The 23262-nt window shown below is 43.3% G+C and carries 14 protein-coding genes; 7 read left to right on the forward strand and 7 right to left on the reverse strand.

Translation table 11 applies throughout. The features are described 5' to 3' along the window. Nucleotides 1-175: 175 nt before the first annotated feature. The 4 genes from AK824_RS12105 to AK824_RS12120 form a co-directional block, all read right to left on the reverse strand. Nucleotides 176-1744, reverse strand: coding sequence for a peptide MFS transporter (locus AK824_RS12105; protein WP_057761894.1), 1569 nt, complete (start codon nt 1742-1744; stop codon nt 176-178). Between the two features lie 299 nt (nt 1745-2043). After that, a complete protein-coding gene (locus tag AK824_RS12110) occupies nt 2044-2493 on the reverse strand; it encodes a hypothetical protein (RefSeq protein ID WP_057761897.1) in 450 nt (149 codons plus the stop codon). A gap of 192 nt (nt 2494-2685) precedes the next feature. Then, nucleotides 2686-4260: an apolipoprotein N-acyltransferase gene (lnt, locus tag AK824_RS12115; protein WP_057761900.1), complete on the reverse strand. Its 1575-nt coding sequence runs from the start codon at nt 4258-4260 to the stop codon at nt 2686-2688. A 290-nt stretch (nt 4261-4550) separates the two neighbouring features. Continuing rightward, a complete protein-coding gene (locus tag AK824_RS12120) occupies nt 4551-5450 on the reverse strand; it encodes a CBS domain-containing protein (protein WP_057761902.1) in 900 nt (299 codons plus the stop codon). A 288-nt stretch (nt 5451-5738) separates the two neighbouring features. Here AK824_RS12120 and AK824_RS12125 point away from each other — a divergent pair, with 288 nt between their 5' ends. After that, nucleotides 5739-7088, forward strand: coding sequence for an Lnb N-terminal periplasmic domain-containing protein (locus AK824_RS12125; protein ID WP_057761904.1), 1350 nt, complete (start codon nt 5739-5741; stop codon nt 7086-7088). A gap of 7 nt (nt 7089-7095) precedes the next feature. Here AK824_RS12125 and AK824_RS12130 read toward each other — a convergent pair whose 3' ends face one another. Then, nucleotides 7096-7620 (reverse strand): YcgN family cysteine cluster protein, encoded by a 525-nt coding sequence (locus AK824_RS12130; protein WP_227511241.1) that lies wholly within the window; start codon nt 7618-7620, stop codon nt 7096-7098. Between the two features lie 235 nt (nt 7621-7855). Between AK824_RS12130 and AK824_RS12135 the strand changes: the two genes are divergently transcribed. The 5 genes from AK824_RS12135 to mutY all read left to right on the forward strand — a co-directional run bounded on the left by AK824_RS12135 (nt 7856) and on the right by mutY (nt 16031). Then, entirely contained in the window at nt 7856-8593 is a 738-nt protein-coding gene (locus tag AK824_RS12135) for a dienelactone hydrolase family protein (RefSeq protein ID WP_057761908.1), read from the forward strand. A gap of 172 nt (nt 8594-8765) precedes the next feature. Beyond that, nucleotides 8766-12014 (forward strand): DUF2339 domain-containing protein, encoded by a 3249-nt coding sequence (locus AK824_RS12140; protein ID WP_057761910.1) that lies wholly within the window; start codon nt 8766-8768, stop codon nt 12012-12014. A 125-nt stretch (nt 12015-12139) separates the two neighbouring features. After that, the gene (ylqF, locus tag AK824_RS12145; protein WP_057761911.1) at nt 12140-13096 is read left to right on the forward strand and encodes a ribosome biogenesis GTPase YlqF; all 957 of its coding nucleotides are present in this window, start codon (nt 12140-12142) and stop codon (nt 13094-13096) included. 130 nt (nt 13097-13226) lie between these two features. Then, nucleotides 13227-14651: a KAP family P-loop NTPase fold protein gene (locus AK824_RS12150; RefSeq protein ID WP_057761912.1), complete on the forward strand. Its 1425-nt coding sequence runs from the start codon at nt 13227-13229 to the stop codon at nt 14649-14651. A gap of 105 nt (nt 14652-14756) precedes the next feature. Next, on the forward strand, nt 14757-16031 hold the full coding sequence (gene mutY / locus AK824_RS12155) for an A/G-specific adenine glycosylase (RefSeq protein ID WP_057761914.1): 1275 nt from the start codon (nt 14757-14759) through the stop codon (nt 16029-16031). 86 nt (nt 16032-16117) lie between these two features. Here the strand turns inward: mutY and AK824_RS12160 are convergent, their stop codons facing one another. Both AK824_RS12160 and rapA read right to left on the reverse strand, forming a co-directional pair. Further along, entirely contained in the window at nt 16118-17020 is a 903-nt protein-coding gene (locus AK824_RS12160) for an acyl-CoA thioesterase (protein WP_057761915.1), read from the reverse strand. Nucleotides 17021-17380: 360 nt separating this feature from the next. Beyond that, nucleotides 17381-20269, reverse strand: a complete 2889-nt coding sequence (rapA, locus tag AK824_RS12165) for an RNA polymerase-associated protein RapA (protein ID WP_197411802.1) — start codon at nt 20267-20269, stop codon at nt 17381-17383. Nucleotides 20270-20933: 664 nt separating this feature from the next. On the opposite strand from rapA, the gene AK824_RS12170 reads away from it, so the two are divergent. Next, on the forward strand, nt 20934-23249 hold the full coding sequence (locus tag AK824_RS12170; protein WP_057761917.1) for a sensor histidine kinase: 2316 nt from the start codon (nt 20934-20936) through the stop codon (nt 23247-23249). The last annotated feature ends 13 nt before the right edge of the window (nt 23250-23262 follow it).

Consider the following 23262-nt stretch of genomic DNA (forward strand, 5'->3'; position numbering starts at 1 on the left):
GTCACTGGGGTTCACAGTGCCCTATCATTAGATGTTTGGGCAGATAGTAAGCTTTCAATGGCTTGTGCCAAATATCTCATCAACTAAAACAATAAAACGTGCTACCAGTAATGGTAACACGTCTCATTATATGTCACTTGTGCTGTTGTTAATCACAAATGTACATCAGACTATCTTATTGCTTAGCCAATTGTTTCTCACGCTCGCTTTCTTTGAGCATTTTATTGATAGGTTTTGCTAGTATCAATAATAGTACAGCGGTAACTACCAAGAAGATGGTCATGGTGGTAAACAGACCTGGTAACCCTTCGATTTTGTCAGCAGATACATGCCCACCAAAGAAAGCGGCAACCAAGTTACCCATAGCGATAGAAGCAAAGAACAGCCCCATCATTTGGCCTTGCATACCCTCTGGCGCCAATTTAGTCATGGCAGACAAACCAACTGGGCTTAATGCTAACTCACCTAGCGTCAATAATAATAAACTACCAACCAACCATAGTGGCGATGCCAGGCCAGCACCAGGCGCTAAAATGCTTTTTGAAGCAAAAATCATCAAGGCGAAACCTGCGGCTGCCAGTAGCATACCGAGTGCAAACTTAGCCATACTGCTAGGCTCAAGACCTCGGTTACCAAGCTTGACCCAAATAATACTAACGATAGGTGCCAATATTAAAATAAATAGCGGGTTCAATGACTGGAACCAAATACTTGGTATCTCAAATCCTAAAACATTCAGATCGGTATAACGATCGGCAAATAAGTTAAAAGACGTTGGCTGCTGCTCAAAACTTGACCAAAACAGCGTCGAACCAATAATTAAAACAAAGCAAATTAGCAAGCGTAGTTTGTCCGTCTTATCCAATCGCGGAGAGATAAACATAATAGCGAAATACAAGATGACCACCGCAGCAATGATATACGTCATATACTCTGCAACCATCTCAGGATTGAACGATATCATGCCGGTAGACACTAATAGCACTGCGGCTACTAGCAAGGCGACAAAACCACCAACCCAGCGACCGATGTTTTTGTAATGGTCGTTAGATTTTTCCCACTCAGCAGAAATACCTTTAGCGCGTGCATAACGCGTTAAGTTCTTTTGCGCGACAAAGCGATAAATCAGTAATGAGACCAGCATACCCAAACCACCAACGCCAAAGCCGACATGCCACATGCCTTTTTCTTTGAATACGCCAACGATAAGTGCTGCTAATAACGCACCGATGTTAATACCCATGTAAAACAAGGTAAAACCGCCATCACGGCGAGAGTCACCTTTAGGATACAACGCACCAACCATCACTGAGATACAGGTCTTAAATAACCCTGAGCCCAAGACAATACAGATTAAACCAACAAAGAACAGCGTCATGCCAAACATCGCTGAAAGCGCGATACACAAGTGACCAAGGGCAATAATAATACTGCCCCACCATAACGCACGCTCTTGACCTAGCCAGTTATCTGCTAACCAGCCACCTGGTACTGCTGCTAAGTATAACGAACCGGCAAAAATACCATAAATAGCAGAAGCGGTGACTTCATCGAAGCCAAAACCGCCACTACTCACTGTTGCCACCATAAATAGAACTAATAGTGGACGGATACTATAATAGGAGAATCGCTCCCACATTTCGGTAAAAAACAATGAGCGTAAGGGCGCAGGATGTCCCATAAAGCCATTGTCTAGTGCTTCTAGCTCTGCTGCACTAGCCCCCGAATTTGTTTCTGTGCCCATAACTTTATTCCTTTAAAGATCATATTTGTAATGACCAAACCCCTGATTATCCAGATGGACGGTCATATAGGCGGAACATTGTTTCACTTGGCTATAATCAAGTAAAGAAAGAATTGGTCAAAAATTACACAAATACTCATAAAAAAAGCCCGCTCTCAATGGTTGAGAACGGACTCTTTTTATAGGTATCTAGGACAGTAATATTATGCTTATAGCACTGTTGATACAGACTTCATAATGCAGCTCATTTAACAATCGAGTGGCACTATTTTGGATCATTTACATAGTCATACTACAGCTTACTGTGCTGCGGTCTCATCAGTAGCGTCGCCAGCATCTAAGTCACCATCCGCTTGCTCAGCGGTCAAATCAGCATCGGCAACAGCGGCTTGACTTACAGTACCAGAGGCCGTTGCTGTACCAGCTTCTGCGGTGACAACTGCACTATCTGCATCTGTCGCTGGTGTTACGGTTGCATCTGCTGCAGTATCAGGCGCTGTAGCATCTGACGCTTCTTCTGTTGTCGCAGCTTCTGCATTGGCTGGAGCCGCTTCTTCTTCAGTAGCAGTGGCTTCTGCTTCATCTGCCGCAGCTGATGCTTCAGTTGTCTCAGCAGTAATATGCTCGCCTGCTGGACGCAAAAATGCAGAAACACCAATAAGTAAGACAATACCTAAGAACATGGCAATGCCACCTAAAGCGAATAACAGCTCTTTTTTTGGATTGTTATTAACGATACCTTCTGACATACCTTATCCACCTTGCACAAAATATTTGAAATATTGACCTATTATATCGCAATTTATACTGATTTGTGAAAACCCTTAAGTATTTAAAGGGTTTATTATCCACAATTTAAATATTCATTTTTGGCACTTGTGACAGCTAACTACTTAATCAGTTATCTATTATTCGCTATCAACACATCTTACTTAACAATACTACTTAACCAAACGTACTGGAGTTTTCGGACGTTTACCCAAATAGCTGAGTATCAGCAACAGTGCCATGATAAACAAAATAGGATATTGACCAAAGCGCATGAATGGCGTGTTGCCAACTCGTGCCTGAATGTCACCGCGCAATACAGTACGTTCAAACTGCGGTGCACGCTCTACGATACGACCTTTGTGATCAATGATAGCTGTCACACCTGTATTGGTCGCACGCATAAACCAGCGACCGTTTTCTAATGCGCGCATCTGTACCATTTGTAAGTGCTGTAGCGGGCCTGCCGACGTACCAAACCAAGCATCGTTTGAGATGGTCAATAAGAAGTCCGTGCCAATCGCATTTTTGCGCGTAGTGTCTGGATAAGCCACTTCATAGCAGATGGCTGCACCTAAATTATGCCCTCGAACACGCAGCGGCGACTGCTGTTCATTGCCGCGACTATAACTCATAATGTCTTGGCTACCTGCTAGATTTGGCAGAATATCAAGCACGCCTTGGAATGGAATATATTCCCCAAATGGCACCAGACGTTGCTTTTTATACAGCCCTTCTGCCTGTGCCCCTAGCGCAACCACGCTATTGTAGAACGGCGGATATTTATCTGTACTGGCATCAAACGCTGCTTCATCCTTATAAGGAATACCTGTCACCCATGTCGTGTCAGTCTCTTTGGCCATCGCAACCATTTCACTGATAAACCCAACAGCTTCTGTCTGAAACATAGGAATCGACGATTCAGGCCACAGCACGATGTCACGTCCCCACTCATCACGAGTCAACGTTGCATAGATTTTTAGCGTCTCAATCTGATACTCAGTGAGCCATTTTAGGTCTTGCGGGATATTACCCTGAATCAAAGATACCGATAGATCAGGAGTGCCTTTTGGTTTGGTCCATTGCGGATTGATCAACCATAGCGCGCTACTAATGACTAGCAATGCTATGGATGGAATCATATAGCCACCGCGACGACGCAATAGTTCAACAATACTGGCAGCCAATAATACCGCTACGAAAGAAATCGCAAAGACGCCAGCCACAGGTGCTAGCGAAGACAGCCAATACTGTTCAGTAAACGCGTAACCGACGAATAGCCAAGGAAAACCAGTAAACAACCAAGTTTTCATCCACTCTTGGAGTATCCATAAGGCAGCAAAAGATAACGGCTGCTTGCCGACCACACGATTAAAGATGAGCGCCAAAAAGCCATGGAACAAGCCCATGCCTAGACCCATGAGCGCAATCATAATCAGCGCAAGCCATGCGGGTGTATCGCCATAAACGTGTATCGAGGTGTATAGCCAAAACGCGCCAACACACCATAGCCCTGTACCGTAGGCCTGACCGATTAGAAAGGCGCGGCGACCTGTCATCGCTGGTACCAATAACGCATATAAGATGGCAGGTGATACCAAGGCAACTGGCCAAATACCATAAGGCGCGAGCGCGAGTATAAAAGCGGCCCCTGCCAGCCAAGCTATTAGTACCGTCAATCCCATGTGTAAACCTTTTGGCTTATCGGGGTTCAGACGTTTTTGCAAATCAACAGTAGACAGACGCATAGCAGTTATCCAAAACCATATTTTCTAAAATTTCTCAGCTAAGCGATGAGATAACACTCACGCAAAACCTGACTGCATAATGCTTTATGCAGGGCCACAAATAAAACCCACCCATCATACCAGTCAAAACCTACAAGTGGGTAAATTTGCGTAGCTAAAACCTCATTCTAAAGACCAAAAGGCAGAAAGCAAAAAACACGATTTTTCATCGTGTTTTTTATTGAATTTGCTAGAAATAAGCTTGCCTGAAACTGTATTAATTAGGCATTTGGTATAGCCCTATAGAAAAGCTAGTGGCTGCCTATCAATATCTGTTGCTCAGCATTGGTTTTGGTCAGCTCTAGATTTTGGATAAATCGACCTTCTACATCGGTAATGGTAATTTTCCAATCATCTATCACGACACTCTCGCCTTCTAAATCACCAACAAAGCCAAGTGCTTGCATAACCAAACCGCCCATCGTATCGACATCGGTATCGTCAAAACGACTACCCAACTCATCATTACAGTCTTCGATTACTGTAGACGCTTGGACACGCCATGTGTTTGGCTTTTCTGGATCAGGGACGATATTGTTGATATCGCTGTCTTCATCAAAGTCATCATGCTCATCGACGATATCACCAACGATTTCCTCGAGCAAATCTTCCATAGTGACCACACCACCAAAGTTACCAAACTCATCAACGACAATCGCCATATGTACTTGGGTGCGCTGCAATGAGCGCAACAAGGTATCAGAACGAGCCGTTTCACTGATATATAACGGCTGGCGCACCAAGTCTCTAAGACGCTTACTGTCAATTTTGTCTTCTTGATTGCGAACCATATGTACCAGAATCGGAATCAAGTCTTTTGCCAATAAGATACCGATGACGGCATCATCATCTTGACTGTCAAAAACAGGATAGCGCGAGTGAGTGGTCTCAAGAATGATGTCCATCACTTCGGCAAGACTGGTGCTCTCGTGCAGGCCAATCACTTGCGGACGCGGTGTCATGATTTCGCGGACTTGTGTCGCAGGCAAATCTAGCACGCCTTCTAACATATCGACAGTATCAGGCTCTAAAAACTGGCGCGAGTCTTGTACCAGACGAATCAATTCATCACGGGTTTCGGGGGCGGTCGATAGCCAGCGTTTTAAGCCGCGCATCGACCAACTACTCGGGCTGGGAGTGTCGTCAGACATGGTGGTGTGATTTAACCTCTTTAGTTAATAAAAATTAGAATAGTATTCAATAGAAAAACGAACAATACTCAATAAAAAAACAAGTAGAGCCTAGATGGGGATAAAAGTAGCAAATAAAACAGCTGATTTGTTATTAATTAATGGATGAATAACAAATTTGCTAGTACAAATTAGCTTCACTTTATCGCAAGGCTCACCGACATTCAACGACAAATTCACTCAAATTGTATTGTCAGCGTGTTATAAACTTTGCTATGGTCAAAGCCTTTATTTATCAAAGCAAACCCTATGTCGTTACGTTCCGTTTTTTCTCGCTTACTCTCGTCGCGTTCACGCAGTCGACTGTCAGACAGACGTGGCTTAGAGAGCCGTGGTTTAGAGAGTCTTGACTTAAAACGCGAAATATCAAAAAACAGCTCATCAAATAGCAATCAGCCAAAGTCTACATGGCGCCAGCGTCTTGTGACTTTTTTAATTGCCGTTACGTTATTGTTATCGGCGCTATGGTTGTTACTCGCGATTTGGTATCAATACGGCATCAGCTCAGTATTGACTTGGCTTGCGACAATAGCGATTGTAGGGATATTAGCTGAGCTGCTAAGTACTCGTTATTGGGATACTGTCACAAGAGTATTGCACAGTGACTCACTATCTAATAGAAAATCAATTAGCAAAAATATAGCAACCAAGCTGCTTATCGGCGTATATGGCGCTGTTTGGCTTGTAGGTCTAGGTTGGTTTTTTTCTATCGAACCGAAACAAGATCGAGAATGGATGGCTGAAGTCAGTCAGCGAGTCTCCTATGAGCGCGATGCGACTAACTCTGACTTGATTACCTTAACCAATGTTCGTAACTTTGATTGGCAAACTGAAGAAGACGCTACCGAGCATTGGGAGACCCGTACGATTGATTTGTCTAAACTCTCTGGCGTTGATGTGACCAATTCTTATTGGATGGGGCCACTAATTGCTCATACCTTAGTTAGCTTTCGATTCGAAGATGATAGACCACTAGCCTTCTCATTTGAAATTCGTAAAGAAGACGGCGAGTCTTTTTCAGCGCTGGCTGGGTTTTTTCGACGTTATGAGCTGAGCCTGATTGCCGCAGAAGAGCGCGATATTATTTACACTCGCAGCAACGCTCGTGGCGAACAGGTTTATCTGTTTCCTATTAGCAATTTGCAACAGCATGAAGTGAGGTCGCTATTTGAGTCTTATCTAACGGCGGCTGATGATTTGAACGCTAAACCTGCTTGGTACAATACATTGCTCAGCAACTGTACCAATATTATCTTTTATATGGCGCGTATCGTCAGTGGCGATCGCTTGCCATGGGATTATCGGATTTGGGTGTCTGGTTGGTTACCGAACTATCTATATGATGTAGGTATGTTGGATGCAGCTCCAGAAAAGGACAACCAGCCTTGGTCAATGAATACGTGGTATGAGCGCACTCATATCAACCCAAAAGCAAAAGGCTTTGATAATCAGAATAACCTAAAGTCTAGCGTTAGTAGAGATGAGAACAGCCGTAAATTCTCACAGCAGATTCGTCAAGATATTCCGATACCAGCATTGGCTAACTCGCAAGCCAGTGCGGAAGCAAAAGCCAAATCTACTGCTCAGGCATCTAACTAACTGTAGACTAAGGATTAACCCAGTTAACCACCCGTGTCTCCATTTCTTCATCAGACATACCGATTTCCGTGACACAGCGACCAGCGACGCCCACGTTGGCCGCTCGCATTTGTTGTTGTGTCACCACCGCATCCCCAGTCAATAATAAATGCCAACTTGGTAACCCCTGCCCTTTATACAAACGCTTATAAGCGCAGTGCGATGGTAGCCACATCATTTTGGGCAAGTTGTCCATAGTCAGCTGAATACAATCTGGCACGTGCTCCTGACGCGTTGCATAGTGACTGCAATATCCTGTCGCGCAGTCCATCAACTGGCAGGTGACATCGGTATATTCGACCAGCTCTTCATCCACATTACCGCTTTCATCTTCATCGATATACTTAATCAAGCAGCAACTGCCGCAACCATCGCACAACGCTTCCCACTCGCTATGGTTTAATTCTGTTAATGAAAATCGCGACCAGAACTGCGGACGTAGTGGTTCAGACTTAGAATTAACAAAATCGACATCGGTACTATCAGGGAACAAACTTACCGATTGCGCAGGCTTGGCCGCTGCATCGAGACCTGAGTTCAAGTCAGATTGGTCATTATTTTTGTTTAACAAATTTATAGTCATAAAGTCGCAGTAGCATTTTGATAAAGAGCGTTACAGTATTATAGCTGTTTTTGCTAGACATGGGCGTTAAGGTAGTACGAGTTAGAGAAACGAACCATCACAATGACGAATAATTAAAACTCACAACATAAAAAAGGACAATAATATGTCAATTAAGACTTTTGAATTAATCAGTACTACCGAAAACGGTGTAGAACTTATCAGTTATGTAGCACTACCAGAAAACGCTTCAGATGAAAATCCAGCAGCAGGTATCTTGGTTGCACCAGAATGGTGGGGCGTGGTTGATCATCCAAAATCAGTGGTTGAGCGTTTGGCAGAGGCGGGTTATGCGGCAGTCGCTATGGACGTCTATGGTGAAGGTAAACTAACCACCGATGCGGCAATGGCAAACATGTGGATGGAGCAAGTACTGGCCGATCAAGACATGCTAATGGCACGCTGCCGCTTAATCCTTAATGACTTCAGCGATCAGTTATCAGTCGATGGTGACAACTTAGGCGCAATCGGTTACTGCTTCGGTGGTAAAGTTGTACTAGATATGGCTCGCGAAGGCATGCCGCTAAAAGCGGTTGCTACGTTCCATGGTAACCCAACGCCAAAACAACCAGCAGACAAAAACTTTGCAGCAAAAGTGTTGGTTGCTCACGGCCGTGATGACTCAATGGTATCAATGGACGCTATCGAAGGTCTAAAATCAGAGCTAGACGCAGCCGATGTTGATTACACTATCGACGTTTATGACCATGCCAAACATGGCTTTACCAATCCGCATGCTGATGAACGAGCTGCTAAAAACGAAGTAGATCTTGGTTACAATGAAGCTGCTGCTAAACAAAGCTGGGAAAACATGCTTGAGTTTATGAAAGCCAATCTAGCATAAAAAACGATTTGGTATAAAGACCATTAAAAAGGGTAGCTTAATTATTAAGCTACCCTTTTATTTTGAGTGTCATTCTAGCATTTGTCTTTTAGATGAGTAATCAGAGTAGTCTTGTGCTTCTTATCAAATCACGTCATTATCACTTTACTATAAACTGGATTGAGTGACGAAGATGTTGTATCTAATGGTGACCCAGTTGGGCTGGCTGGCTTTTACGATTTTATTGATCGTGGTGGTCGCGTTGTATACTAGGATAGCTCGAAAAATCGAGCATCTACGCCGCGATGTCACAAAACTACAAGCTGAGCTTGCACAGCAAAAAGACCTCAGAAAAGACAATAGCATGAGTCGTATGACTGCCTCATCTACCCGTTTGGCTGATGACAATGGTCATGTGCGTAGACCTTTTTCTGAAGATACCGTAACTGAAAATAGCGCACCTAAAAATAACGCGACTGAGGGTAGAGCTTTTGATTCACAACATCCGTCAACAGCCGATACCTTAACAAACACATCACCGCCACCATTGCCAACGATGGTGCCAGCGTCAACACCAGCGCCAGCCCAAAATATCATATCGGACGTCGCTAATGATGACCCTATAGATAATCCTTACTCAAAAACAACTGCGTATAGCGTGCCGGTACCGAGCGCACCAGCTGCCCCAATTGAGCCTGATGAACGCTCATTGCCTATTGTGACCTCACTGATTCATTCAATCAAAAACTGGTTTTTCGGTGGCAACTTGGTCGTGCGAGTCGGCGTAATGGTACTATTAGTAGGTGTGGTGCTCCTGCTTCGCTTATTAAGCGAATATATCGAGATTTCGATTGCCACAAAGCTGATAGCAGTTGGCGTTACAGGGTTAGCATTGGCAGCGCTTGGGTTAAAGCTGACCGCAAAACGCTTCTCATATGGGATCACGCTACAAGGTGCAGGTTTAGCAATTGCCTATCTAAGCACCTTTTTCGCTTACAGTGTTTATGAAATTATTCCTAGTATCCCGAGCTTTATCGGACTTGGGTTATTGTCTGCCATTACCATTGCTCTCGCCGTACGTCAAAACGCTTTTCCTTTAGCATTACTGGCATTATCGGGTGGATTTTTTGCACCGATTTTGACCAGTGAAGATACTGGCAGCTTGGTCACCTTATTCAGCTATTATCTACTGCTAAACGTCACCATTGCCGTCATTGCTCACTATCGACCGTGGAAAATATTAAATCTATTCGGTGTGACTGTGACATTTGGCTTGGCGTACTATTGGGGTGTCAGCGAAAACCTGAGCGCCGTCATTGAAACGCAGCGTTGGTCATTGGTGGCATTAGTAGCCTTACACTGGCTACTTTATTTATTTGTCGTCATTCGTTATGCGCAGCAAATCATTACCTATAACGCGCTACACGAGAAAAACCTCAGTCATGCTGATAATACAGATGATACAAAACACTTGGATAAAGCCCATGTAGGCAGCTCCTATGTATTCCCTATTGATACTGGTTTACTGTTTTCAGTACCGCTTCTGTCTTTCGGCTTGCTTTCTGCTTTACTTGATAAGATTCCTAATGCCCTGACCATCACTAGCGCGATTTTGGCGACTGTCTACCTTGGGCTGGGCTGGGTGTTTATTCAGCGTAGTGAGCGCTATGCCTTAATTACTGAAGGCATGCTGGCTTTAGGATTTGGGTTTTTGGCGCTGGTGATTCCGCTGGCACTAGATGCTGAATGGATTGCTTTTGGTTGGTCAGTACAAGGGTTGGCACTAGTATGGTTTGGACGACGCTCGTTGCGATCGTGGTCGGTGTTATTCGGCTTGCTATTACAGCTCGTTAGTATTGGTATGCTAGTGACGACAGCGATATTCTCTATCCAAGACTATCCCGTTTTAGCCTTTAGTATTTCAGCGCTCAGTTATCTAGCGACCGTCTTTATCTTACGCGATAGCAACTCCCCTGCTGTGCTGCTTAATAGCTTAGATAGTAGTAACAAACTTAATAGCCTTAACAATAAAGGCACTACAACATCCTCGGTCATACAATCACAAACATTGGACGGCACATCAGATGTATTAACCAGCTATGCGCGTGCGCTGGGTGTCAGTACGCAAGCTGCGCAGCAATGGCTGACCTCTATCAATAGTCAGAGTCGTGTATTCAAATTCATTTGGCATAGCCCTAGATTCATCAAATTTTTAACATTGACCGCGATGGCTTGGATGCTACAAGTACTGATGCTTGATTTGCATCATTGGTTTGATATCTGGCAATCAAGCACGACGGTAATTGCACTGGCAGCACTCATCAGCTTGATTGCTTATTGGGTCATCAATCGCTATCGTCCGTGGGCGGAAATTAGACAGCTTAGTCATGGGTTACTAGCCCTGTTCTACTTCATGCTAATACTGCAACTGCCACAAAAATTTGAGCGAAATTTAACATGGGCAACAGCGGAATGGTTGGTGTTTGTAGGGTTAATAATCGGCTGGTTAGTCATGGGGCAGCTATGGCTAAAAACATGGTTTGATACATGGTCCGATAACAGCAATACCTCACGCTATACTGGTGCAAGTTGGCTAGGTACGGGTATCTTACTCATTGCTGCCGCTGCGCATTACGGCCTACCAGACTCTGATGGCGTGATGGCTTTCTTGTTTTCAGCGGTGCTTATATTGCTTGGGTTATGGTTAAATCATCGTTATACGAGAAAAAATTCAGAAAATACATCGACCAATAAAGTTTCAGAACAAGGTCTACTGTATTGGTTTGATCGGCGACAGGCACTATTAGGATGTGCTGCCATTTTTGCTCCTATTGCTTTACTGTGGACTGTTCTTACCAATTGGTCTTATGACGGTATGATTTGGGGAATGTCTTATTTTCCATTATTCAACCTATATGACATCACATCATGGTTGACGCTATCGGTTGGTTTTAGTCTGTATTACATCAGCCAACGCCGTCACAATGAAAATTTTACCGAGTCGGGGGCAGCTGCCAAATCTAAGCGCGTATTTACTGCTGAGAGTCTGTTAATTGTATTGGGACTGATCAGTTTTTGGTTAATCTCCAGCATGTTGGTCAGAACGTTACATGCCTTTATTGGTACGCCTCTTTGGAATGACTATCAAGGCGGCGCATGGCAGAGCGAGCAAGTACAAACAGGACTGACGATTTTATGGACGCTCTTGGCATTGATCGCCACCATCATGGCGAGTCGCTACTGGCAACGCGCGCTTTGGTTTATGGGTATTGGATTATTAGGTATCGTCGTACTCAAGCTGGTCTTGGTAGATTTGTCACAGACTGAGGCAATTTGGCGAGTCATATCCTTCCTTGGCGCAGGCAGTTTAATACTATTAATTGGTTACCTTGCCCCATTACCACCCGCGCATGAGGAAACAGAAAACCAAAATCAAGCGTAATGACAAAGCTGGTTGGGTGAAATTGTGCCGTGAGCAATGTGGTTCTGTAGTAAACTGAGCACCATTAGAAAGTAAACGTTGATTGTTTTACTTTTAGCATTTTTTATAAAAGGTTATGAAAGCAGATGGATAAGAGAGCAAGTATTCAGTGGTTCCCTGGGCATATGAACAAAGCCCGTAACGAAATCAAAGAAGTCATGCCGCAGATGGATTTGGTCATCGAGGTCATCGATGCGCGTATTCCATATAGTAGTGAAAACCCAATGGTCGCAGCACTACGCGGCGAAAAACCTGTTATCAAAATCCTGAACAAAGCTGACCTTGCCGATCCTGAGTTGACGCAAGCTTGGATGGATTATCTCGAGCAGCAAGATGGGGTCAAAGCCATTGCTTGCGATACTGAAAAAGCCAATGATGTAAAACGCATCATCGCCATCTGTAAGCATCTCGTACCTAATAAAGTCGGGACTGGTCGTCAAATCAAAGCGATGATTATGGGTATTCCAAACGTTGGCAAATCAACGCTGATCAATACGCTAGCAGGACGCGCTGTGGCAAAGACAGGCGACGAGCCAGCCGTGACTAAATCGCAGCAGCTGATTAAGCTCGACGATGACATTATGCTCTATGACACGCCTGGTATGCTATGGCCAAAGGTTGAAAACGAAAACTCTGGTTATCGTTTAGCAGCGACGGGCGGTATCCGTGATACGGCTTTTGACTTCGCTGATGTAGCCAGCTATACCGCTGAGTACCTGATGCAAGCCTATCCTGAGCTGCTAAAAACTCGCTACAAAATTGAAGAGCTGCCAAAGACCGACTGGGAGTTTTTTGAAGTGGCTGGACGTAATCGCGGCTGTGTACGCGCGGGCAATCAAGTCGATACTTACCGTATGTCTGAGATTCTCATTAACGAATTGCGTAGCGCAAAGATTGGTCGTATCACGCTAGAAACACCAGCGATGACTGAAGCTGAAGAAATTGTGGTCGCTGAACAACGACTCGCTGCTGAAGAGAAGAAAAAAGCGAAAGAGGAAGAAAAGCGCTTACGTCGTCTAAAAACGCGAAAGAATCGTAAATAGCGTTTATTTAAAAGATCATTGCTCAAAAAGCTATTACCTATATAAAAGCCCTTATGGGCTTTTTTTATGTCTGTATTATCTGTATAACATCAGTATCGTATATTAGAATTATAAATATAGAGAGTGCTTAATGACAGATTATAACGTAATGAAAGAGTTAACTTTTTCTAGTAGAGATGAATTCATACGTAAACCTATTGCTGAAAAAATCATTAAGCTTTTGGTTTCAGATATTGATGTCTCACCCCTTATCATTGATGGCAAATGGGGTACAGGTAAAACGGAGTTCTGCTTCAAACTCAAAAACTTGATTGAAGCTGATAATCCCAACGATTATAAAGTTGGCTATGTAAATGCTTTTCAAGCTGACCATGCAAATGAGCCACTATTAACCCTTATTGCAGAAGTGGCTGGATTCTATAATGAGGACGATGATAGGCGAAAAAGCTTTATCAAAAACGCTATTCCCTATTTGCGTTTAGTCTCAGGTATCAGTATCAAGGCAATAGCGAGCTTAGCATTTGGCAAATATGCAGCAGATATGCCTGACGATCTTCAGAAAGGTATGGAAGCTATAGAAGAAGGTTCGGACTCATTTATTGACCAATCTCTTGAGTCGATGATCAAAGACCAAGTAGAGGCTGAAAAGAATTTATCAACACTTAAAGAAGCATTGAAGAATATAGCATCTACTACACCCGTTATACTTCTGATTGATGAACTTGATCGCTGTCGTCCAGACTTTGCAGTGATGATGTTAGAGACCATCAAGCATGTTTTTGATGTTAAAAATGTGCAGATTATTTTGATTACCAATGCTGAGCAGCTTAAAGCGACTATCAAACATAGCTATGGTAGCGAAACCAACTCCCACGACTACCTTTATAAATTTTTTAAATATCAGATTAATTTGCCAACTGCGACCAAAGATACTGAGGGTAAATCAATCGAAAATAACGTCACTCACTTCAAGACAGTAGTACGAGATAGCAAGGTAATCCCACAAGCGTTTAAAGATAACGAATTTCTCTACGATATTTCTAAATTTGTAAAAATTGCCCATCTGTCGTTACGAAAGGTAGAGCAAGTTGTTCGCTGTATTGAAACACTTATCATATTTGAAGATAACTCGAAAAGTAGAAATCCAGAGGTAGAGCAGCTTTTAATAGTATTTTTATCATTTGCATATATAGCCAACAAAAATTTATTTGAGCAAATTCGTGATAGAAATATACAAGTAACGGATATATTAAAATTCAGCTCTTCTTCCGAAGAGATTTACTTACTAAATGACCAAAGTATTTTAGAAAACTTCCCAACTAAATTTTTTATCCTTCTAATACTACACGGCCTTTCAAAAGATGACTTTATTCACACTACAACCTATGATGGTAAAATGGACCATCATATCAGCAGACTAATAGAACATATATTAAAGGACTTCGACTTCATACAAGAATCGAATTCTACTCATCATATTGTAAAATCAAGTTACATTTACAAATACATCGACCATACAATCAATAACCTTCTACTTTTTGATATCGTTAAGTAGTTATTTTTATTATATTATTTAATGGCATTGCGCCAAAGTTGGGTCGTAGCAAATACGTATATCAGGTATAATTGTTTACCTTCAAAAAACCAAATATAAGAGCCTATGACCCAGCTAGCTGCCAACTCTACATCTTCTAAAACTAACTTTAGCCACTCTCCCAAATCTCTAAACTCCTTTGCCCCACGCCTACTTGATTGGTTTGCCGAAAATGGTCGCCACGACTTACCTTGGCAACAACACCAGACCGACACGCCCAACCCTTATATTGTTTGGCTATCCGAAGTCATGCTTCAGCAAACACAAGTGACCACAGTACTGCCCTACTTTGCACGCTTTATGGCGTCGTTTCCGACCGTGCAGGATTTGGCCACAGCAGAATGGGATACCGTAGCAGAGCATTGGGCAGGACTTGGCTATTATGCACGCGCACGTAATTTGCATAAAGGTGCTAAGCAGTTGGTTGAGGTCATCGCCGAAACGGGCGAGTTTCCGCAGACACTAGCAGGATGGGAAGCGATTTCTGGCGTTGGGCCATCGACCGCTGGCGCGATTATGGCGATGGGATTACATCATTATGGCGTCATTTGCGATGGTAACGTCAAACGAGTGCTGACACGTTGGGCCGCTATCGACGGCGATATCACTAAATCTGCTACCACCAAAGATTTATGGGTATTGGCAGAGCGACTGACACCGACAGAAAACTCAGGACTATTTGCGCAAGCTATGATGGATATGGGTGCGACATTATGTACCCGTAGCAAGCCTGCCTGTCTATTATGTCCATTAAAAGAAGACTGCCTAGCGCATACGCAAGGGTGCGAGACTGATTATCCCGTCAAAGCAAAAAAGCAGCCCAAACCTAGTAAGTTCAGTGATGCACTGCTAATCGAAAGTGCAGATGGTCAGATATTGTGGCTACAGCGCCCTGACAATGGCATTTGGGGTGGATTATGGAGCTTGCCATTACAGTTTGTAGAAAAAATTGACGGTAAAGCGAACACTAAGGCTACCGTTAAGAAGACGCTAGCTAGCGATGATAAGCCACCAAGCATAGTAAACGATGTACGTAGTAATGAAAAAGTATACGAAGCAGAGTTTACCACTGCTGAGCAAATCATAAATGAATGGCTCATAAAAAATAAACTGGTCGCAAAATCAGTCAGCACTACTTTACTCGATGACGCCCCTATCAAGCACTCGCTGACGCATTTTCACTGGTATTTGACCCCGCGTAAATTGACGATTGACGCGACGCAAGTAACTGAGCTAAATCAGAAATTAGCAGCGGCTGAAATTGACTTTAAATGGTTAACCGAACAAAAAGCGCAAGACAGCCTAGGGTTACCTCGCGCGATGGTTAAGATCTTAGAATAAGAAATTGAAATAAAAAAAAGCGACCCATTATTAATAGTGAGTCGCTTTTTTTATTCCAATATAAAGATAACTGGGTCTAAAGCACCTTAAGATTTTGGCACACGTAAACGCATGAGTCCTTCTTGTTGCACGGTAGCGACCAGTTTGCCATCTTGCCAAAACTGACCATGGTTCAACCCTTTCGCATTAGACGTGGTATCACTCCACATGTCATACAGCATCCATTTATTCAAGTCAAAATCACGATGGAAATGCATGGAATGATCGATACTGGCAGCCTGTAGACCACTGGTCATAAAGCTAACACCATGTGACATCAGCCCTGTACCAACCAAATAAAAGTCAGACGAAAATGCCAATAGCGCTTGCTGAATAGCCACTGGCTGATTGCCCAATTCACGAATGCGTAGCCAGTTTGCTTGCTTAGGCTTCATAGGTTCTGGGCTAATCGGATTACGCGGCTTAACTGGCTTAATCTCAACATGACGGCGGCGCATAAATCTTGCTTTTAACGCTTCTGGTACTTTTCCAACATTCTCTTCTTTTAAATCTTGCTCTGTCAGTAGGTCTTCTGGCGGTGGATAGACAGGCATGTCTTCTTGATACTCAAGCCCATCTTCCATCGGCGAAAACGAGGCAATCATTGAAAAGATCACTTGCTCAACAGGCGGCTTACCACGTACTTCTTTGTACTGAATAGCCGTGACTTCACGTGCAGACAAGCTACGACCATCACGCAATCGACGGACTTGGTATATCACCGGTTGGTTGATATCGCCACCACGCAAAAAATAGCCATGCAGTGAGTGACAAGGTTTGTCTTTATCTAATGTATGCGCCGCTGCCATAATCGCTTGAGCGAGCACTTGCCCACCAAATATACGACTGCCCACATAGTCATGGCTTTTACCCTCAAACACATCAGGGGTAACTTCAATAAGCGCGATAGTAGCCAGCAGCTCATCAATCAGTTGTAGATTATCGGACATGACGATATGTTTCCTTATTTTTATCAAAAACGCTCAGCATCTGATGATATTGATGCCATATAGCCATCATATTTGAATGTAAAATAATGCGAGATCACTGGTTAAGATCTGTCGAAGGAGACCTTAAAATAAACATACAAACATCGTTAGCGATGTTATCACCGAATATTTATTTTCTATAGAAAAGGTAAACATCTTACCCAATATTGGTGGCTTTGACTAGTTACTGTCAGCTTACTCATAAGTATTGCTTAGCTGTTTTTGCCAGACAAATCACAACTAAAGAGCAAAGCAAGCAATCTCAACCATAAAAAAACGAGATGTATAATAACACCTCGTTTTTGACAACTACGTCGATGTTTATGGCTTAACTGCTACGAGTACGCGAATAGAATCCGGTACTAATGATAAATTACTAAGTGCTTGCTCACCTTGAGCTTTAAGCTGCTCTAAACGCTCAATCTCTTCAGGACGTACGTTTGGATTGATCGTCTGTAGATGTTTTAAACGCTTAATTTCGCGTGACCACTGCTGGCTAAAGCGGCTACTTGCTTGCTCACCAATCTCAGCAATCTGCTGGCGAGCAATATCTTCAGCTTCGTAATAGCGCTGCTCAATTACATCACCGCGTACTTTAATGACTTGGCGGGCACGGTTTTTATCCAATCGCTCAACGTGCGGCATAATCATCTCAGCACTGATACGAGCCGATAAATCACTACCCTGCTCACTGATAAAGACACGGATATTTTGCGTAGACAAAGTCGCTGGCAAATTAAGCACTTTTGGCGCAATCGCTTCAACACGGAAGTTCACCTCTAGCAGTACCATACCTTGAGGGACAGCGGCACTTTTTAGCATAGCAACTGTCGTATTACCAAAGGTACTGGTACTCGCCAGCTCATAAATCGCACGCATCAATGGATGCTCGTGAGTGATGAATTCGATATCTTCACGCTGAAGCGCTTGCTCACGCTCAAAAGTCAACGTCATACCGTCTTCATCACCAAGGGGCAAACCATCAATATAGTCACTAATCTCAGTACTATCGATCGGTGCGATAACCCACGAGCCATCACGCTGGATATTGTGATCGATATTGGCAGACGCAAAGAAACGCTCGATAAAGTGCGGCAGCAAATTATTACCATCAAAGTCACGCATAGCATCAGCGATACGACCAGCGACACGCGGACGGCATGAGTTGTACTCTAGCAGACGGTCACGACCAGCCTGTAGCTGTGCTTCTAGTCCCAAACGTGTCTGTAGCGCCTCGTCAATGATGTCTTGCAAGATGACATTATTTTCAGCGGTATCAGCACCCTCAAGCATTGGCTTGAGCTCTTGGATATATTGCTCTTGCACGCTTTGGGCAGTTGGCGATATCTGATTGAACATGTTCAGCGCATCGTTATACCACTGATACAGACGCTCTTGCGCTGTACCTTGTACATAAGGCACATGTAGCATGATTTGCTGGGTCTGACCGATACGATCTAAACGGCCGATACGCTGCTCTAACGTATCTGGGTTAGCAGGTAGATCCCATAGTATTAACTGGCTTGCAAACTGGAAGTTACGACCTTCTGAACCAATTTCTGAACATAGAAGTATCTGCGCACCTTCGCTATCTGCAAAGAATGCAGCTGCTTGGTCACGCTCAAGCAAAGTCATTTGCTCAGTAAAGATAGCTGTTTTGATACCTGCATGCAGACGCAATACTGCTTCTAAACTTTCTACCGTCGCCCCACTACGAGCGATTAATAGCACTTTTTGATGCTTAAGCTCACCGCGCAAAATATCAATCAACCAAGAAACACGCGGATCATCTTCTAGCCAGCCACCGTCTGGTTGGTTTTCTTCGCCCCATAGCTGCTCACGCAACTTACCATTGGTTTGATAGCTGTCTTTCCATGCTTCAGGTAATGGCAGTGGATATGGTTGGCTACTACGGCCGTAGAAACCTTTGACACTCTCACGAGTATTACGGAACAAAATACGACCTGTACCATGACGATCTAACAGCTCGTTTAGCGCATGTGTACGCAGTTTTTCATCTTCATTGATTGAAGATAACTCTTCAATACTAATGTCTAATAAACTACTTAAGGCAGCAATTTGGCCTTCATTCAATGGCTTTTCTTCTATCAAGACACCAGCAACTGCTGCTGTCTCTGCAAAAGCTTCCTGACCATCGATAAACTCATCTAAATCATCAAAACGGTCTGGATCAAGCAAACGCAAACGGGCAAAGTGACTCTGCGCACCAAGCTGCTCTGGCGTTGCTGTTAATAGCATCACGCCCGGTGTTTCTTCGGCGAAATCCGCAATCAAGTCATACTTATCATTGCCGCCCTGTGCTTCATCCCAATGCAGATGATGCGCTTCATCGACAACCAATAAATCAAACCCTGCATCCATCGCTTGATCATATAAATCTGGGTGATCGAGTAACAGATCCATACCACCAATGATACATTGCTCAGTAGCAAAGACGTTTTGTTCAGGGTCGTGTTCTTTAATAGCCGCAGTACGCACTAGATCAAACAAGGCAAAATTCAGATTAAAGCGACGACGTAACTCAATCATCCATTGGTACTGCAAACTATCTGGCACCAAAATCAACACACGCTCAGCTTTGCCCGTTAGCAACTGCTGATGAATAATCATGCCCGCTTCGATAGTTTTACCAAGGCCAACTTCATCAGCCAGTAGTACACGCGGTGCGATACGCTTACCGACTTCATGTGCGATATACAGCTGATGCTCGATGATATCGACACGTGCACCCATTAGGCCTTTTAATGGATGACCTGCTAGCGCTGACTGCATGCGCAAGATATCTTGACGCAGCTCATACCAGTCACCGCGCTCAATTCGGCCAGCAAGCAAACGCTCAAGCGGCTTGGCCAACGTGATATTGGCAGCAAGGCGGGTTTCCATGATGCCGCGCTCGTGCTCATCGACGCCATATTTAAGTACGCCCATCACTTCATCAACAGCATTGACCGTATAGCTTTTGCCATCTTGATCGTAGATGCTATCGCCCACCTTAAACACCACGCGCGATAATGGCGCAGAGTTTTTTGCGTAGACGCGTGTCTCTTCACTTTGCGGAAATAAAATATGCACACATCGGTCGTCAACATCGATGACCACACCTAAGCCAAGCTCAGACTCCGTATCAGATAAATAACGTTGACCAACGGCGAATTCAGTACTGTGCAATGAAGCAATAGAGATAGTCATAAGGCGATGTCTTTTGTACTCAGATAATGAAATTTAGATAGATAGCTTAGAAAACAGCAATGGCGGCTAACAATAGCTAAATAAGGTTGTTCACACCATAAAATGTCAAAAAGACATAGAAGAAATGCCACAACACCAATCAAGCCAATCGTTCAGCCCAACCATTATATAACGTTAGCGGGTAGATGAGTGCGTTAAGTTGACTTTTCAAGAGCAGATTCATACAAGATGACGCCAATGCTAAGCATAAGTTGGTCATATAAAACAATAAGATAACGACTCGCAAGTATAGAAAAAACATTTACATCATAAAATTGTTTCTATAATGTTACTTTATGAAAATAGATGTGTTTTTCGTTACTTCAATTGTTCATATTTATGATTAAAAAATAGTATTTAGCGCTTTCCTTCTACTTATCGACAGGTATCAATATTCACAAGTAGACGAATTTTAATACTTGTTATAGGGACTTAGTTTGTAGACAAGCGGATGGGTTTATGGATTGCGCCCTTCGTTAGAAGTAACGGCTTCACATCGTTGTGCTATTTATTCAGATATTTAGTCAACAAATTATTCAGCATTAATAATCGCAGCTTTTTTTATACTAAAAATACTGCTAATCGTATTTTTTGTACTTTATATAATTCAAGGATGAATACATTTATGAGTGCCTCCAAAAAAGTTGGCTTATTTAACCAAGTCAGCACCCAAGTTACCATTATTTTGTTTCTTGCTTTTGCCGTTGTTGTTGCCGTTGTGGTTTACATTGTCGAAAAAGAAGGCTATGAAAAAATCAGACTTGAGTCAGGAAAACTAGTGGCTCAACGAGGGAATACCGCCGTCAACAGCATCTCGGCTGATGTCAATCGCGTCATGCGTAGCGCGTTGCAACTACAGCAAAGCGCTCAAACACTGCCAATCGAAGAAAATATTTTGCAGACCAGCACGGCTAACGCTTTTGATAAGCGGGATTATAGCTTATTAGGTAGTGGTGGTATTTGGCCTGATAATGGTGCACTCGGAGACAGTACGGCGACTCATCCCTTTTTGATGGTTCGCCAAGATGGCGATTACCGAGCAATATTAACGGATCCAAACCCTGCTAATCCTTATTACAATGAAAACTGGTTTAACAAAGTAAAAGTACTCAGACCTAATGGCTGTATATGGGCTGACGTAAGCCCCACTCAAACCAAAGGTGAATTGGCAATGAGCTGCGGTGTCGCTATTGAACGTGACAATCAGTTTTGGGGTGCAAGTACCGTTAACTTTACGCTCAACCAGCTACAAGAAAACATCGTTAAGCTGAGTGAAAGCTCTGGCTCAGGTTATATTTTATTGATTGATAACAGTAATAAGGTTATCGCCTCATCTAACCCTGAGCGCTTAAACTACATTGACGAAGAAACTGGTGTCCCACTGGATATCAAACAAGTCATTGATTCAGACCCTGCGTGGCAACCTATCTTAGATTTTTTAGATGCTCAGCATAGCGAGATTATCAAACAAATTGCCGCAAAAATGCCTCCTGAAGTACAACAAGTCATTGCAACACTTGATAAAAATGAGGCCACTGCTGTTAGTAATTCTGAGCTTATCAATTACGCCGCCTATTTGAATGCTAATGCAAGCAATACAAGCACGATGGACAGTCGCTTGCTACAAAGCTTCGATCTAACAAATGATAGCTACTACAATGGTAGTCAGGCATATGTTTTCCAGATTCCTGAGACCTACTGGAAACTAATCGTAGTACAACCAGATGCTGCCGTTAATGCTATCGCAGATAACTTGAGCAAAAACCTAATCAACTTAATCATGCTAGCGTTATTTATAACCGCTGCACTAATCTATTTCATGCTGACGTTCTTAGCATTCAAACCATTGAAAAAGACCACAGACAAAATCTCTCTCGCAGAAAAACTAATCGATGATAAGCAATATAACAAGCTTAGTGACGTCAAATTTTCAGGCGGACGCAATGAAATTGGCCTAGTAAACCACTCTATCAGTGAGCTACTCCATCGTATCCAATCTAATGAAGGTAAGCTTGCCAATATCAATCAACAGCTAGAGGTTAAAGTCGAAGAACGCACCGCTGAACTGCAAGACACACTAAAAGAGCTGAAAAATTCTCAGCTACAGCTGATCCGTTCTGAAAAAATGGCCACACTTGGTCAGATGGTTGCAGGCGTTGCTCATGAAGTAAATACACCTTTATCTTATGTACAAAACAACCTCGAAATTATCGGTCAATTGACTGAGCAATACGAAGAGCTGATTGAGTTGGTACAAGGGTTAAAAGGCGTTCAATCTGAATCGGCTGCTGCTGATGAAAAAATAGATAAACTGCTAGCAGATATTGTCCGTGCTTCGGATGAAATCGAAGAAGATGACTTATCGTCTGAGCTAAAAGAGCTGATTAAAGACTCTTTGTTTGGGGTAGAACAGATTACCGAGATGGTACTCAACTTACGTAACTTTGCACGCCTTGATGAGTCAAAAGTGAAGACCATTGATGTACGCGAATGTATAGAATCTTCTCTCAAAATCGCTGGAAACTCTATCAGACATCAAGATATTGTCACCAATTTTGGCCCAACGCCTGAAATCAAATGCTCACCATCGCAAATCAATCAGGTATTAGTTAACCTATTGAACAATGCTTCGCAAGCAATGGAGGGCAATCCTGATGACAAGATTGAGGTGCGTACCTACGCTGATGAAACCAACGTCTACATTGAAGTAACTGATAATGGTAAAGGCATGAGCCAAGCGGTATTGGATCAGATATTTGAGCCCTTCTTTACTACGAAAGCGGCAGGTGAAGGCACTGGCCTCGGCATGGCAATCAGTCAGCAAATCATGGAACAACACAATGGTGCGATTACTGCCACATCTACTGAAGGTGTTGGCACGGTGTTTACCTTAACCCTACCTATCAACAATAATTTAACGGAACAAAGTATGTCGGCATAAGCAACACGCTTAT

It is taken from the genome of Psychrobacter sp. P11G3 (genome assembly GCF_001435845.1).
Lineage (GTDB): Bacteria > Pseudomonadota > Gammaproteobacteria > Pseudomonadales > Moraxellaceae > Psychrobacter.